Genomic DNA, 15,375 nt, shown 5'->3' on the forward strand with positions numbered 1-15,375 from the left:
ATGTGATGGAGGTAGATATATCAATGAAGAAAACTATAAATAAAACCACGATAAGAATACCTATCTATTTTAATAGCATGTTTATGTTAACTTTTTAGGTTTAACAGAAAACAGTTTTTAGTTTTAAAACTTCTATTTTTCAGAGGACTCGACATGCCTAAATGCCGTAGTCCTCCTTTTTTATGCTCAAAAATCGAAAAACGAGTAAAAAAAGGAGGACCAAAGGATGTCAGATAATGATAAAGAAAAATACATTTATGTTAAGGGTAAAAAAATATATGTACCTGATGAAGTGTATAGAGCATATAAAAAAGAGATTAATCATGAAGCTCATTTGAAGCGCCTGGATATAAAGCACGGTGTATTTCATTTTGGAGATTTTAATACAAGTGTTGTAGATATTGCGGATAAGAGTATTGATGTTGAAAAGATTATTGAAACTAAAATGCTAATAGAAGATCTGCATTGTGCATTAAACAATTTAAATGAGGAAGAAAGAAACCTAATCAAATTACTATATTTTGATGATAAAACTCTCATAGAAGTTGCAAAACAAAGAAACACAAATCCAATGAAAATTAGTAGATTAAGAAATAAGATTTTAGACAAACTGAGAAAACTTTTGGATAGGTAAATCAAGTAGGGGACAGAGATATTTTTCTCTGTCCTCTATTTTTTTTAAATTTTTCAAAAAAATATTCAAAAAAGTGTTAAAAGTTGTCCTGAAAGTAAGGCTTATATATAGAGGGACTTTTATACCTCGTTATATATAGATTTTGAACCTTGACAACTGAATAGACCAAGACAAGACGTTAACTGTTAATTGAGCAATTTACAACTTACGCCAAGATAAACCTGCTAAAATAATTGGTTTAAATGAATACCTACATTTGTAGAGGATATAAGGTTTGGAGCGGTAAATAAGTTTGTATAAAAAGAGGGTGGCAACTCTTGTGCGATGATATTAACAGGGATAATGATACTTCTACAGTTGAAGCCGGCTCATCTTGAAAAGGGGCGGAGGTGAAATTCCTATGTTGCAGCCAATGCACTTGTCAATGTCAAAAAACTTAAAAATATTGAAGATAAGGAGAAGATATTATGTGTGATGAGCATAATATAAATACAGAAATGGAAATAGATAAAAAAGATAAACAAATGATAAATCAAATTGATGGTTGGAATATAGAAGTTAAATTTAATGAAAATGGATTTAGCTTAGAAAATTTAGTAGAGGAATACATCAAAGAAAAATTTTCTGTCTATTAGGGGCTGACAAAAAATATAAGGAGCGTTATAATATTTTTGTGGAAGCCTAACCTTGGTTTGATTTATTGTATGTAAATTGAGCTAAAGGGGGCTTTTTATGTTTAAAAACAATTTAGCAAAAGAAAATTTGGCAGTTATGTATTTAAGATTATCAAAAGAAGATGGCGAAAAAACAGAAAGTAACTCTATATCCAATCAAAGAGAAATTATAAACTCTTATGCAAGAAAAAATCAAATTACAATGATCAAAGAGTATGTTGATGATGGATATTCAGGTGCAAATTTTGATCGTCCCAATTTTAAAGAAATGATAAAGGCTGCCTATGATAGAAAGTTCAATACAATTATTGTAAAGGACTTATCAAGATTCGGAAGAGATTATATAGAAGCTGGAAAATATATTCAAAGAATATTTCCGGAAAATGGTATAAGATTTATATCAGTAAATGACAATTACGATAGTAAAAGTGCAGATATAAACGATACACACCTTATACTTCCTATAAAAAACTTCATCAATGATAGTTATTGCCGAGATATTTCCAATAAGGTAAAAAGCTCTCAAAAGATAAAAAGAGAAAAAGGAGACTTTATCAGTGCTTTTGCACCTTATGGATATAAAAAGTCTGAGGAGAATAAGAACAAGTTAGTGATTGATAAAGAGATATCGGATATTGTCAAAAATATATTTGATATGAAACTCTTGGGATATTCCTCAAAGGCAATTGCAGATGAACTAAATCATTTAGGAGTTTTAACTCCAAGAAAATATAAAGAAAGTCAAGGATTTAAGTGTAATGGATTTCAAAATACAAAAGGTGGAAATTGGTCAGCAAAGACAGTAAATAGAATTATAGAAAATGAAGTATATATTGGAAATACCTTACAGGGAAAGAGTATTACTTTAAGTTATAAAAATAAAAAGCAGATAGAAAAAGAGAAAGAAGAATGGATAAGAGTAGAAAATACCCATGAAGCAATTATAAGTAAAGAAGTTTTTACTATTGCAAATACTATGTTAAAAAGAGATTTGAATAATTCTCGTGGAAAGGACAAAATTGATATTTTTACAGGAATGCTTTTTTGTAAAGAATGTGGAAGTTCTTTGATTAGAAGGACTGTAAAGTATAAAAAAAGAGAAGAGATATTCTATATCTGTTCAAAGTACAACAAGGAAAAATCTTGCACAAGACACAGCATAAAAGAAGAAACCTTGATAAAAGCAGTATCTAAAGTAATGAAGTCCTACATTGAATTTAATGAAAATCTATATTCTAAAGTTCAGCGTATAGATATAGATAAAAATTTGAAAGACAATCAAATTCCTATACTAAAACGAGAAAAAGCGATGACAGAAGAACTCTTATCTTCTCTATACCTTGACCTAAAAGAAGATGTTATTAGTAAAGAAGAATATCAACTTTTTAGAAAAAACTATACAGAGAAATTGACTAAATTAGATGAAAGTATCGAGTATAGATTGAAAAAACAGGAAGATACTAAGGAGAAGATTGACAAAAATAAGAGTTGGATCATCGACATTAACAAGTATAAAAATTTATCGGAAATAGATAGGTTGTCTGTTGTGATGCTTATTGATAAAATTTTTATTTCTGAAGATAAGACGATAGATGTTAGGTTTAATCATACCGAAGAATTGTCTTTACTTGAAGAAATGGCAAAAACGGATAAGCCTGATATTAAATCTAACACCATAAAAAAGAAAAGTATCGATATAAGCAGGAAGTCAAAAACTATACCCACTGTTATGAATAAAAGTCTTGTAAGGGCTGAAAGTGAGGTATACTATGGCTAGAACAAAAAATAGGCATATATCACAATCAGAAACAGAAGTTGGAAAAGTGATTGAAAAAATATACATTGCCGGTATTTATGCTAGATTATCACAGGAAAGAAAGGAAGCTTACAGGGATAAAAGTAATTCACTTGAAATGCAGGAAGAACTTTGTATAAATGCTGCAAGAGAAAAAGATATAAGGATTTTAAGAGTATACCAGGACTATGAGTATTCTGGAACAAATTTTAAAAGACCTGCATTTATTGAAATGATGGAAGATATCCGAACAGGCAGGATAAATTGTATCATAGTAAAAGATATGTCAAGGTTTGGTAGAGAGTATTTAGAAATCGCAAACTATATCGAAAAAGTATTTCCATTTTTGGGAGTTCGATTTATTTCCGTAAATGATAATTTGGATACTAAAGACGGTATAAAATCAGAACAGAGTTATGAAATAGCAATAAAAAATATCTTCAATGATTTATACGCAAAAGATATTTCAAAGAAAATAAAAGCCTCCAAAGAAATAAAAATGAAACAAGGGTCTTTTATAGGAGCAATGGCTCCGTATGGCTATAAGGTTGATAAAATTGATGGAAAAAGAGTTCTGATGATGGACGAAAAGGCAGCAGATGTAGTAAGACTTATCTTTTATATGGCAAGTCAAGGTAAATCCAATATGCAAATAGCAAGAGAATTGACTAAAACATATACGACACCTGATGAATATAAAAGAACAGGTGAAATTTTTAAGGATAAAGAAGATACAAAACAATGGGATATTTCTTATATATCAAAAATGCTTTCTGATGAAGTATATATTGGGAATTTGATTCAAAGAGTATACTCAAATAGACATGATCCAAGTAGGAAAAGTAAGTTTCGTGATAAAGAAGAGTGGATTATAACAGAGAACACCCACAAAGGGTTAATAGACAAAACTACATTTGAAAATATCAGAGAGATAAAGGAGAAAAAACAAAACTATCTACCTTACCATTCACTGAAAAACATAATAAAAGACGGAAAAGAAAATGTTGGAGTAAAAATTCAAAGAGATTATAAAAAAGAAGGAAAGTATGACGACCTCATACAATGCAGTGTTTGTGGTAGAAATTTGAAAAAACAATATGGACCACGAGGACTGAAATATCATGATGAGATTTGCTATTGTTATTATTGTAAAGGTGGAGACAGATTAAAATTAGAAAAATCTCATGTCAGAATATATGAGACAGACCTCGACAAAATTTTTGTAGATACCTTAAAAAGACTGTTTTCAAGCTTTTATAAAAAGGATAAAAGATTACAACTAAAAATATATTTAGAAAATATAAGTGCTGAAAAGATAAATCAAGTTTCTATAAAAACAGATGTAAATAATAAAAAGATTGCTTCTCTTAGTATCAATCTACAAGAACAATATGAAAACTATGTTAAAGGAGAGGTTCTTTTAAGTGATTTTAAAATAGAAAGTAAAAAAATAAATAATCAAATAAAAACCTTAAAAAATGAGTTAAAAGTTTTTGATGAAAGAATAAGAAATATAAAAAAGATAAAAAGAGAAATTATAGAATTTATAGATGTACTATTTTGCTGCTTGGATGCTAAAAGCATAGAAGTTGATAAAGAATTGGTCGATACATTAATTAGCCATATAGAAATATCAGAGTATAAGCAGGTTACCATATATTTTAAGTTTAATCTTGATAAAGATATGGGAAAGCAGTTAGAGGTAGAGCATGAATAAGATAGCTATATATTTAAGACTTTCTGAAGAAGATTATCACAAAGTAGATGAAAGTGTAAGTATAGTAAATCAAAGAGATTATATAAAAAGCTACATTGAAAATGAAACATCTTTAAAAAGTTGTGAAATAGAAGAATATGTAGATGATGGATATTCTGCCACTAATACAAATAGACCTTCATTTTTAAGGCTTATTGAGGATATAAAGAGTGGTAAAGTAGGAACTATAATTGTAAAAGATATGTCTAGGTTTTCAAGAGATTATATTTTGCTTGGGGATTACTTAAGCAATATATTACCATTTCTAAAAATACGATTTATTGCTATTAATGACAACTATGATTCTTTAAAAGAACAAGGTAATGGCTTAGACACAGATACACAGTTTAAGACATTGTATTATGATTTATTCAGTAAGGAATTATCTGAAAAGGTAAGAAGTTCTATTAGGCAAATTAAATCGCAGGGGAAAAATATAAATTGGGCAGCACCTTTTGGATATATTAAAGATCCTAAAGATAAACATAGTATCATCATTGATGAAAAAACAGCTTTTATAGTTAAAGAAGCTTTTGATTTATTGCTAAAAGGATATTCCTGTATTCAAGTGGCTAATATATTTAATGAAAAAGGTTATATTACACGCTCTGAACGAAAAGAAGAACTGAAACTTTCTGATTATACTGGAAATTTAATTACTGGAAGTGAGGTAAAGAAAAGAGTTTGGACGAATGCAGCTATCTCACAGATTACAAGGAACGAACTATATACAGGAGATTATGTATATAATAAATTCAAAGAAACAAAAATAGGTGGAAGAAAAAGAATTTTACTTCCTGAAGAGGAGTGGAAAATACTTCCAAATACCCATGAAGCGATTATTTCAAGAGAAGTGTTTGATAAGGTTAAGAAAATAAAAGAAAAACGAAGTTTTGGGGGATATACAGGAAACAAAAATCGTTCTATTTTTTCTGATAAGATTTTTTGTAAAGAATGTGGTAGACATATGAGTTTACGATGTGACAGTAGACAAAAGAAGAATTCTGATAAAATATACAAGTATAAAAGTTATTATTGTAATTTATGTAAAGCTGAGAAAACACCAAACAATATCAAAGAGAAAGATATTATTGAACTTATAAAACCCAAATTAAAAGATTTTAAGATTCAAAACACATTAAATGAAGAGAAAGTTATAGAACACAAGAATGTGAAAGACGAGATTTTAAAGGAAATATCCATATTAAACAGTAATTTACAAATCATCTATGAAAACTATAAAAAGAAAAATATTTCAAAAGAGGACTATTTAAAGGAAAAAACTTTTATCCAAGATAAAAAGATATTATTGGAGAGTAAATTGGAAGAATTGAAGTCAGAGAAGATTGATCCAAGGAAAGAAACGGATATTACAGTCTTAGACGAAGAAAGTTTATTGAAGGCTTATTTAGACAATAAAATTGATAAGATAATTGTATCAAGAAGTGGAGAAATAGAAATTGTAGAAATATAGATGAATAGTATTAAAAGTAACTCATAATCTCGCCAACTTTAATTTTAATACGCCAAAATGTAAATAATGGCGAGAAAATTTGCGGAAATAAATAGTACTGTTTACTATGAGTTGATAGGGTAAAGATTTAGGAACAAACAAAAAAATGATATAATTATAGTTAAAATGAGATATTGTGAGGTGATTTTTGTGTCTAAAATAAATGTGGAAGGATCAGAAATTAGCATTATTGCCATAGATAATAGAGATTATATTTCTTTAACCGACATGGTTAGAAATGTTGAAAATGGTGTGGCACTGATAGAAAAATGGCTAAGGAATAAAAATACAATTGAATTTTTAGGAATATGGGAAGAAATGTATAATGCGAATTTTAATTCCACCGAATTCGAGGGAATTAAAAATGAAGCAGGTTTTAATCGTTTTATTTTATCGGTTAAACAATGGGTCAATAAGACGAATTCTATCGGAATTATTGCCAAAGCAGGAAGATATGGTGGAACATATGCACATAAAGACATAGCTTTTGAATTTGCGTCGTGGGTATCACCTTATTTTAAGCTCTATCTTATTAAAGAGTTTGAGCGCTTAAAAGAAGAAGAGCAAAAACAATTAGGTTGGGATATCAAGAGGAACTTAGCTAAGATAAATTACAAAATTCATACAGATGCAATTAAGAATAAACTTGTCCCTGAGAAATTATCAAAGGAAAGAATAAACTATATCTATGCAAGTGAAGCAGATATATTAAATGTAGCTTTGTTTGGAATGACAGCAAAAGAATGGCGTGAAAATAATCCTGAGTTAAAAGGAAATATGAGAGATTATGCTGATATATCACAATTAGTGTGTTTATCAAATCTTGAGAACTTAAATGCTGTTTTTATAAATGAGGGAATGGATGCAACTGAAAGGATAGAAAAATTAAATGCAATTGCTATTGAACAAATGAGGATTCTAACAGAAAGTGAACGTATAAAAAAGTTAAAATAAAAGTTTTGTATATAAATTAGGCGATAGAAATATCGTCTAATTTTATGTAACAATTGCTTGACATTGTAGGGAAAATCTACTTTAATGAAGAGTATCTTGGGTCTTGTCAAAAAAGATGGAGGCCTTGTTAAGGTTTTTGGTCAAGAAGTAAATCCTAGGAACCAGAAAGATTTAAACAAAAATCTAGGTGCTTTAATCGAAAATCCATCCTTTTATGACCACTTAACAGGCTATGAAAATCTTGAAATAATATGTAAGCTTAAGGGGATAAAAATAGAGGAAATCCCAAAAACCTTAGCTATGGTTGGCCTTAATAATGTAGGCAAAAAGAAAGCAAGAGAATATTCACTTGGTATGAAGCAAAGACTAGGCATTGCTATGGCCCTAATCGGAAGTCCTAAGCTTTTAATCCTTGATGAGCCGATAAATGGCCTTGATCCTCAAGGAATAGAGGAGATGAGGAACTTATTTAAAAATCTTGTCAAAAACACTTCTACAAGCATCTTGATATCTTCACACATTCTTGATGAAATGGAAAAAATAGCTACTCACATAGGAATCCTAATAAATGGAAAATTGACCTACAATGGAAGCCTAGAAGATTATAGAAAGCTTCATCCACCATTTATATCCTTACTAACTTCAGATAATAAGAAGGCCCTAGGGCTTTTGGGTCTTGGTCAAGATAGGATGATGGATAAAAAAATTATTTTAGGTAAGATTTCAAATCAAGACATAGGAGATATTGTAAATTTCCTCCATGGCAAGGTTGATATTTACAGGATAGAGGAAGAAAAAGAAAGTCTTGAAAAGCTATTTATAGAAGAAAGTAGGTCATAAGATGGCAAACTTAGAAAGAAAAAAATATAAAAGGCTTGGAATAAATTTCTTGATGCTAATAGTATTTTTAGGGCAGATGTTAATAGTCCTAGGAGCAAGTTTTAATAAGTCTTTTCCTCAAAGCTCTTATCCACTGGCTTACATTTTAGACACCTATTTATTTATTTCTTTGCTGATAAATCCAATACTAATATCATCATTAGTAAAAAAAGTAATAGAGATTGAAGAAAAAAATAAGATGTGGCAAATGCAGATAATCCTTGGAGAAAAAGTTGATTCCATACTTTTTGATAAATTTAAGATTTTAGCTTTAAGGCTAGTTTTCTTACAAATAATAGAAGGACTAGTATTTTTAAGCCTAGCAAAAAGATCAGCTAATTTTAATTTTAGCGGTGACATGGCCTTAAGGTTTGTACTTGTAAACCTAACAGCCCTTATAATAAATTTATTTTTCGTAAGTTTATTTATGATTATAGAAATGAAGAGTAAAAAAGTCTACACCCTATCATTTTTATCAATAATAGGAGGCCTTACCGGCATAATAACAATGCTTAGTTCAGAAACTTTATCTTTTGTAAATCCCTTTGCCTGGATGGCAAGTCTACTAAATATTTCTTATGTAAATGAGGGAGGTAAATTTATCCAGGTATTAAATCCGATAAATTTCTATACGCTAATCATTTCCCTAATATTTCTACTAGGAAGTCTTTATTATTTAAAATCCATGAAATCTTATAGCTTATACAAGGACTAGGAGGAAAAATGTTAAAATTAGAGATTAAGAAAATAAAATTTGTAAATATCTTGCTAGTAAGCTTAATAATTCCTTTACTAGCCAATGCCTTTGGTCTTATAAATTATTTGGGGAATAAAGGTGCCTTAACTAATCAGTGGCAATCTTTGTGGACACAAGTAAGTTTGTTTTACTTTTCCTTTTTCTACATCCCCTTAATTGCAATAATAATTGCAAGCCTATGGGCAACAGAACACAAGGCGAGCCTTAAATTTATAAGGCTAAGCCCAAAGAAAAATATAGACTTTGTAATAGCTAAGTTAGGTCTAGCCTTTATCCTAGTAAGCCTTTGTCAAATATATTTCCTAGGTCTATTTTACCTTTCTGGCAAATTCATAGCAGGCTTTGCAAGTATTGACTTTAGCATATATCTTTACTATATGATCCTGTCCATACTTTTATCCCTTCCTATAATTGGGATATTTGGAGCCCTTGCTATAAGGATTAAGTCCTTTGGGATAATAGTCCTCTTATCAACTATCTTTACAATCTTTGGCTTTGCCACAGCTTTTAAGTCTTTAAAAATTGTAGGACTTAGCTTTTTGGCAATTGAAGCCAATAATTTAAGATATATCGGTATCAATGATTTGGCCTTATTAGCTCTTTTTGGCCTTGGGGAGATAATTATTTCCCTATACCTATCTGATAAATTTTTAAAATTTGAAAATAAATGATTTCAAAATAAAACTGCCCTCCTTAAGGAAATTTAGGGGGCAGTTTCATATTTTTCACAATTCTTTATCCATTAATAACTTTTAATTCCTTAACCATATCAATTTTTGAAATCTTAATCTTTTCCAGTAGTTGAACTATTATAAATATAATTAGGCTTAGAGCGATTGCTTTTATGAAGTTAGATAGGGGAATATTTACTTCTACATAGGCATCTAGTTTAGTAAGGGCATAGCTTGTCATGAGTCTAATTAAAAAGTCCATGACAGGTATCATTACGATTTCAAATAATATAAGGATTAGAAAAATAGGATTAGTATAAATAGCCGCATTTTCTTTATCTCTTATTCCAAAAACTTTAAGATAGGATATATTTGTCTTAGATTTATCTATTATTAGGCTTGTTACAAGATAAGAAATTATTAGGTAAAAAGCTAGGGAAATAAATAGCAGACTATCAAAGACTCCGCCAAAGGAATCTAGGAAATGAGTCATAAATTTATTCATTTCTTTTTTATCAATTTCGTTAACCAAGAGATTTTTGTCGATATTTAGGATTTTATCAGACCCATAGGCATTAAAATATTCCTTTTCTTGACCTATTATTTTATTTAAGTCCTCTCTTTTACCTATGATTTGGAATTTAGTATTGTTTTTTTCTATAGCTTTTACCTTTAATTTTACTTTTTTATTATTGAAGTTTTCTACAGCCTTGATTTCATCATCTATTTTTAGTTTATATACCTTAGCAAGACCATTTGAAATTATTATATCATTAGGACTAAGGTCTTTTATATTTAGGTCCTTATATTTAGAATCAGGATCTACTCCCAGACATTGGATTTTTTTCATATTAAAATCTGCTAACTCAAAACTCATCATAGAGATTTTATCGGCTTTGATGTTTGGATCAGGAGCTTTTATGATGTAAGTATGTTCGTATTTCATCGAATCCTTCACTTTTTGTGCATAATCTGTAAAGACAGGTTTAACTCCTAGAGAATAAATTAAAAGTATATTTGCTAGGCCTATTCCAAAGATTAGACTAATAATATTTGCTTTATTTGCAAGTAAAACTCTAATTCTAAACTTGTTAATGAAGGAGAACTTATCAAGTTTTATCCTCATTTTTGCTTTAGGTGATTTTATTGTATTTCTAAGAAAGTCAATAACCTTGCCTTTAAGTGCCTTTCCAATTACAAGGTAATTGATTATTAAATATATCAAAAGTGGGATAAGACTTGTAAGGAAAAATGACCTTAAGTTAAATGAAACTACAAATTTTGGGAGGTCATAGGACTTGTAATAAAGATCTGTATAGGTCTTGTATGTATGGCTATAGGCGATTAAATTACCGATAAGGGATGAGATTAAGCTAATGAAGATTGGCATTAGCATATAGTTTTTTTCTAGCTCTCGTTTTTTATAGCCTGAAGCAAGTAGGGTACCAATTATTGGAGCTTCTTCTTCAATCATACTTTTAACCTGGATTGCACTTATAAAGGCAATGGCTAAAACCAAAACTACCATAATTGCAGTCATCATAGGTACATCGCCACCCATATCTTCTATGAAATATCTAATGCAGTGATTATCATAGTTTAATAGAGCATCAATAACCATATTTTTTTGATTAACAATTTTAATGATATCTTTCTGCTTATCTCTAGCCTTAGACTTTGGTAAATTTTCTTGGTCTTTGTAGGCATATTGGTAAGAAATTTGTTCAGATAAATCTTTTAGTCCATCTTTGCAAACAAGACCTACACCAAAATAGCCTGTATCCATTACTAGGTCGGAGTTATTTTTAAGAAGGGTTGAATAATCAGGAAGTGCTATAAGACCAACTATCTTAAAACTTTTTCCTTCAAGTTTAACCGTATCTCCTACTTGTATTTTATTTGCCCTGGCATAGTTTGCAGAAATAGCTAATTCATTTTTTTCCTTAGCCAGCCTTCCATCTAGTATAGATGGAATATTTATCCTATCTCTATTTTCAAAAACTCTTATTTTTTTATTATCAGTAGATTTGGCGTTAACATAAAAATTTTCATAAAGACTGATATTTTTAGTTTCTATTTTTGTTTTTGTATCTTCATCTAATTTTTCAAGGCATGTAAAGTTACCATCTTCGACCTTTCCATTTTCTATAAGTTTGTAATAGAGTCTTTTTGTTGAATCTTGTGCTATAAAAAATGATGAAGAAAAAATTATTATAAAGCAAAGAGCAAGGAAAATCGGCAAGACTCTTGATGGGTGAAAGTAAATTTGCCTGTAGGCTCTTTTATAAATTGGGTTTTTCATTACCAGGTCACATCCTTTGCTAGAATTTTTTCATCATTTTTAAGGTAAGATTTAACCTTGCCATCGTGGATTTTTAGAATATAATCGCACATTTTGCTTATCTGAACGTTGTGGCTAGCAATAAGAATTGTTGCTTTATATTCCTTGTTCATTTTTTCAATCAAATTCAAAACGTCTTTTGCACTTTCATAATCAAGGGCGCCTGTAGGCTCATCACAGATTAAAATCTGTGGACTTTTGATGAGGGCTCTAGCAATCGAGGTTCTTTGGGCCTGCCCACCTGATATTTCATTAGGATATTTGTATAATTGATCCTTTATTCCCAAATCTTCAACAAGCTTATCTATATCAAGGGGATTTTTTGCTAAATACTTGCCTAATTCAATATTTTCTAATACATTTAAGTCGCTGATTAGGTTGTAAAATTGAAAAACAAAACCTAACTTATCTCTTCTATAGGATTCCAAATCTTTCTTGGTCATATTAGAAAGGTTTTCCCCATAGATATCAACTTGGCCTGAATCAATTGTTTCAATACCACCTATAATATTAAGTAGGGTAGACTTGCCTGAGCCTGAAGGTCCTAAAATACAAATTATTTTACCATCTTCAATTTCAAGGTCAATATTTTTTAAAACGTCAATTTTCGATTGGCCTTGCCCATAACTTTTACATAAATTTTTAATTTTTATCATAAGACCTCCTTTGAATATGATAATCTTTATCATAATTATATCACCATTGGAATATCCCTACAATATGTAAATATATATTTTTTAATTAAGAATTTTTCGACTAAAAAAGCTATTAAATTTTACCATGTATATATAAACCGGAAAGGTTTATATGATAAGGCATTTAATTTAATAGCTTATTTTTCTACTTTTGATATTTGTTTTTTGATAAATTTGCCGGCAGCAGACGATATTCCAGCTGGATCATCTATTTTTATAAAATTGTTGCGATAAAGGACTTTAGCATTGTCTAGCTTATTGCCATTTATGATAGCCGCTATACTAAGGCCCTTTTTTCTTAGATAGGCCAAACTTTTTTTGGTATCATCAAGGGCAGGCTCTTCTTGGTAGGGTTTATTTAACTTAAAGCCATCGCTAATTAAAGGTTTTAGGTCTTGGGGATTGGCATCTGTTAGTATTAGGCTTAGGGTGTTTTTGATATCCTTATCTAAAATTGCTCTGTAGGCCCTAAAGATAAGGCCGTCCCTATTCCAACCCATGGCCTTAAAACGAAAGATTCTTTTCATCTCTGTTTTATCATCATAATCCTTGAGTATGGATATAATAGTAAAGTCATTTACAGTTTGAAAGGCTATGACTCTGTTTAGGATATTATTATTTTCTAGAGATTTTGCTAAAATATAGGCTTCTATGGCAACCTCTGATTCCTTATCAAGGAGGGAGGCAGACCCATCTATTAGTAGATCTACCTTCATAGAAGGATTAGCCTTGAGGGTATTTTTCTTAAAAATTTTCGCCCTGTCACTAATTTCTACCTTATAGGCGAGCCTTGGCACGAGCCTTCCTCTTTGGCTTAGATCTTGATCAAGTGAGCTGGTTAGATTTAATTTTAACTTTATTTCCTTAGATAAGACAGATATGGCCCTATTGTAGGATGCCTTATGAGCCTTAAATTTTAAAAGGTGTCTTGCTATGGTCTTTTTATTGAGGTCTTGGTCAAGGTTCTTGTCATTTTCATCGATGCCTCTAGAAAAGTAAAGTTTTGATCTTTTGTGGGAACCTGTGCACAAATCTCTTTCAATGCCAAGTCTAATCTCTTCATCAAATATTGACTTGCCAAAAGTCTTTTCTATAAGTTTTAGACTTGCCTTACGTTTTTTGTTTCCATAGGCAAGGACTAGGCTAGCAAATCCGTGAGATTTTTCTCCTTTGGACTTAAAATCAGCTGGCAAGTTTGATCTTTCAAGGCTAAGCATTCCTGCATTTTCAAAGAGAGAAATGTTTAGGGCTGGGAGGTTTTTAAGAATGTTATTTTCCTTATATCCTAAATACTTTTCAAATAAATCCTTAACCCTAGCTTCTAGATTATCTTTATTTGTATCAGCTTCTAACCTTAGGGCCAGGTAGAGGTCCCTATCTTTTTTGGAAATTGTGGCCTTCTTAAGATTTAGAATTTCCCTCATTCTTATTTCTTCTAGGCGGTAGATTTGGTTCTGCCTTAGGGCAAGGTTTCTCCTTTGCAAATCATACCTATCATCAAGAAATTTTTTGGCATAGGATTTTCTAAGAGATTCTAAAACTGGCCTTATTACGACTTCTTTATTATAGGTGAAGTCTTCTATTATATAAATAAAGGCAAGGTCGTACTTATCTCTTTTAATATTATAGGCCCAAGAGTCAAAGAGCTTTTTAATTTCAATATAACCTAGGTATTTAATTGCAAGGCCAATTATTAAATTTAGGTAGAAGTCAGGGTTTCCATCTATATTTGAACCTATAATAAAATTGTCAAAGTCATAAGACTCTGCTCCTGCCCATTGGAGGTTGTTTATTCGGTTTTCATTTATCTCTTCGTTATATTTATTCATTGGTCATATCTTTGTGATAAATATCATCCTTAAATCTTGCCTTTAGTAAATCTTCGATAAGTTCTGCTTCATAGTCATCAAAGACTTTATTTACTAGGCAGAGCCTCATAGCTTCTTTTAATTCAAGGCCTTCTTTAACTAGGTCAAGGCCATCGAACATTCCCCTTAAATCTGGAGCACTTTCAGAAATTTCGTGTGCCTCTGCCTTATCTTTTAGGTCCCTAAAAAAGTTTGTGAGGTCTTTAAGGTAGGATTCTCTTAGGTAAGGATAATGGGTTTTTATAAGATATTTTAGGTCATCATCAGATATCCTTGGCATCTTTATGATGACAAATCTTGATAAGAGGGCCTCGTTTAAATCACGGGTTCCTTCGTAGCCGTAGTTCATAGTTGCTATAAAGCGAGTAGCAGGATGGACTTTTATTAGCTTATAGCCAGGTATGTCAATCATTCTCCTGTAGTCTAGGATTGAGTGGAGGACTGCCATAGCCTCGTTTTTAGCCATATTTATTTCATCAAGAACTGCAAAGCCTCCATGAGTACTTGCAAGGCTTATTGGGCCTTCCCTAAATACAACATTACCTGATTTTAAAGTATCATCGCCGATTAGGCTTGAGGCATCAAGGCTTAGGTGGAAGGAAACATTCCACATAGGCCTATTAAAAAGATAGGCTAAATTTTCTGCAAGGACATTTTTGCCTGTTGATTTTTCACCAACAAGCAAGATATTTTTGCCTGAAAGTATGGCAGAAATTGCCTGGGTTAAGACCTTATTTCCCATATACCTAAATTTAGGATTAGGAATTCTAGATTCAAGGTCATCTGCAAGAGGGTATTTGTTTTTAAAGTTTTCTATTTTTTTATAAATTTCATCCAT

Annotated in this window: 12 protein-coding genes and 1 pseudogene; 9 read left to right on the forward strand and 4 right to left on the reverse strand. The window is 30.6% G+C overall.

The genetic code is table 11. The features are described from left to right. The first annotated feature begins 226 nt into the window (after positions 1 to 226). The 9 genes and pseudogenes from NH288_RS08265 to NH288_RS08305 all read left to right on the forward strand — a co-directional run bounded on the left by NH288_RS08265 (position 227) and on the right by NH288_RS08305 (position 9,633). A complete protein-coding gene (locus tag NH288_RS08265) occupies positions 227 to 634 on the forward strand; it encodes a sigma-70 family RNA polymerase sigma factor (protein ID WP_265214551.1) in 408 nt (135 codons plus the stop codon). A 467-nt stretch (positions 635 to 1,101) separates the two neighbouring features. Next, complete coding sequence (locus NH288_RS08270; protein ID WP_060802639.1) at positions 1,102 to 1,269, forward strand: hypothetical protein; 168 nt, start codon at positions 1,102 to 1,104, stop codon at positions 1,267 to 1,269. Between the two features lie 97 nt (positions 1,270 to 1,366). After that, a complete protein-coding gene (locus NH288_RS08275) occupies positions 1,367 to 3,085 on the forward strand; it encodes a recombinase family protein (RefSeq protein WP_265214552.1) in 1,719 nt (572 codons plus the stop codon). Next, on the forward strand, positions 3,078 to 4,820 hold the full coding sequence (locus NH288_RS08280; protein WP_265214554.1) for a recombinase family protein: 1,743 nt from the start codon (positions 3,078 to 3,080) through the stop codon (positions 4,818 to 4,820). Before NH288_RS08275 ends, NH288_RS08280 begins: the two co-directional genes overlap by 8 nt. After that, a complete protein-coding gene (locus NH288_RS08285; RefSeq protein ID WP_265214556.1) occupies positions 4,813 to 6,333 on the forward strand; it encodes a recombinase family protein in 1,521 nt (506 codons plus the stop codon). Before NH288_RS08280 ends, NH288_RS08285 begins: the two co-directional genes overlap by 8 nt. 189 nt (positions 6,334 to 6,522) lie before the next feature. Beyond that, complete coding sequence (locus NH288_RS08290) at positions 6,523 to 7,326, forward strand: KilA-N domain-containing protein (RefSeq protein ID WP_039920413.1); 804 nt, start codon at positions 6,523 to 6,525, stop codon at positions 7,324 to 7,326. A 69-nt stretch (positions 7,327 to 7,395) separates the two neighbouring features. Continuing rightward, positions 7,396 to 8,166: pseudogene (locus tag NH288_RS08295) on the forward strand (ATP-binding cassette domain-containing protein); the annotation flags it as partial. Position 8,167: 1 nt separating this feature from the next. After that, positions 8,168 to 8,920, forward strand: a complete 753-nt coding sequence (locus tag NH288_RS08300; protein WP_265214560.1) for an ABC transporter permease — start codon at positions 8,168 to 8,170, stop codon at positions 8,918 to 8,920. A gap of 8 nt (positions 8,921 to 8,928) precedes the next feature. After that, positions 8,929 to 9,633 carry an ABC transporter permease gene (locus tag NH288_RS08305; protein WP_265214562.1) on the forward strand — a complete coding sequence of 235 codons (705 nt, stop codon included), beginning with the start codon at positions 8,929 to 8,931 and terminating at the stop codon, positions 9,631 to 9,633. 64 nt (positions 9,634 to 9,697) lie between these two features. On the opposite strand, the gene NH288_RS08310 is transcribed toward NH288_RS08305, so the two are convergent. From NH288_RS08310 to NH288_RS08325, 4 genes are all read right to left on the reverse strand, one after another. Beyond that, positions 9,698 to 11,935, reverse strand: coding sequence for an FtsX-like permease family protein (locus NH288_RS08310; protein WP_265214564.1), 2,238 nt, complete (start codon positions 11,933 to 11,935; stop codon positions 9,698 to 9,700). Continuing rightward, positions 11,935 to 12,630, reverse strand: coding sequence for an ABC transporter ATP-binding protein (locus NH288_RS08315; protein ID WP_265214566.1), 696 nt, complete (start codon positions 12,628 to 12,630; stop codon positions 11,935 to 11,937). The genes NH288_RS08310 and NH288_RS08315 overlap by 1 nt, the downstream gene beginning before the upstream one ends. A 176-nt stretch (positions 12,631 to 12,806) precedes the next feature. After that, positions 12,807 to 14,498: a vWA domain-containing protein gene (locus tag NH288_RS08320; RefSeq protein ID WP_265214568.1), complete on the reverse strand. Its 1,692-nt coding sequence runs from the start codon at positions 14,496 to 14,498 to the stop codon at positions 12,807 to 12,809. Beyond that, positions 14,491 to 15,375, reverse strand: coding sequence for an AAA family ATPase (locus tag NH288_RS08325; protein WP_106459946.1), 885 nt, complete (start codon positions 15,373 to 15,375; stop codon positions 14,491 to 14,493). The genes NH288_RS08320 and NH288_RS08325 overlap by 8 nt, the downstream gene beginning before the upstream one ends.

Origin of the sequence: Anaerococcus sp. NML200537 (assembly GCF_026131715.1) — a bacterium.
Taxonomy (GTDB): domain Bacteria; phylum Bacillota; class Clostridia; order Tissierellales; family Peptoniphilaceae; genus Anaerococcus; species Anaerococcus kampingae.

Excerpts from the sequence above, each read along its gene's own strand:
- NH288_RS08265 (WP_265214551.1), top strand. The coding sequence starts at position 227 with ATGTCAGATAATGATAAAGAAAAATACATTTATGTTAAGGGTAAAAAA.
- NH288_RS08320 (WP_265214568.1), bottom strand. The coding sequence starts at position 14,498 with ATGAATAAATATAACGAAGAGATAAATGAAAACCGAATAAACAACCTC.
- NH288_RS08280 (WP_265214554.1), top strand. The coding sequence starts at position 3,078 with ATGGCTAGAACAAAAAATAGGCATATATCACAATCAGAAACAGAAGTT.
- NH288_RS08315 (WP_265214566.1), bottom strand. The coding sequence starts at position 12,630 with ATGATAAAAATTAAAAATTTATGTAAAAGTTATGGGCAAGGCCAATCG.
- NH288_RS08270 (WP_060802639.1), top strand. The coding sequence starts at position 1,102 with ATGTGTGATGAGCATAATATAAATACAGAAATGGAAATAGATAAAAAA.
- NH288_RS08300 (WP_265214560.1), top strand. The coding sequence starts at position 8,168 with ATGGCAAACTTAGAAAGAAAAAAATATAAAAGGCTTGGAATAAATTTC.
- NH288_RS08275 (WP_265214552.1), top strand. The coding sequence starts at position 1,367 with ATGTTTAAAAACAATTTAGCAAAAGAAAATTTGGCAGTTATGTATTTA.
- NH288_RS08305 (WP_265214562.1), top strand. The coding sequence starts at position 8,929 with ATGTTAAAATTAGAGATTAAGAAAATAAAATTTGTAAATATCTTGCTA.
- NH288_RS08285 (WP_265214556.1), top strand. The coding sequence starts at position 4,813 with ATGAATAAGATAGCTATATATTTAAGACTTTCTGAAGAAGATTATCAC.
- NH288_RS08310 (WP_265214564.1), bottom strand. The coding sequence starts at position 11,935 with ATGAAAAACCCAATTTATAAAAGAGCCTACAGGCAAATTTACTTTCAC.
- NH288_RS08325 (WP_106459946.1), bottom strand. The coding sequence starts at position 15,375 with ATGGATGAAATTTATAAAAAAATAGAAAACTTTAAAAACAAATACCCT.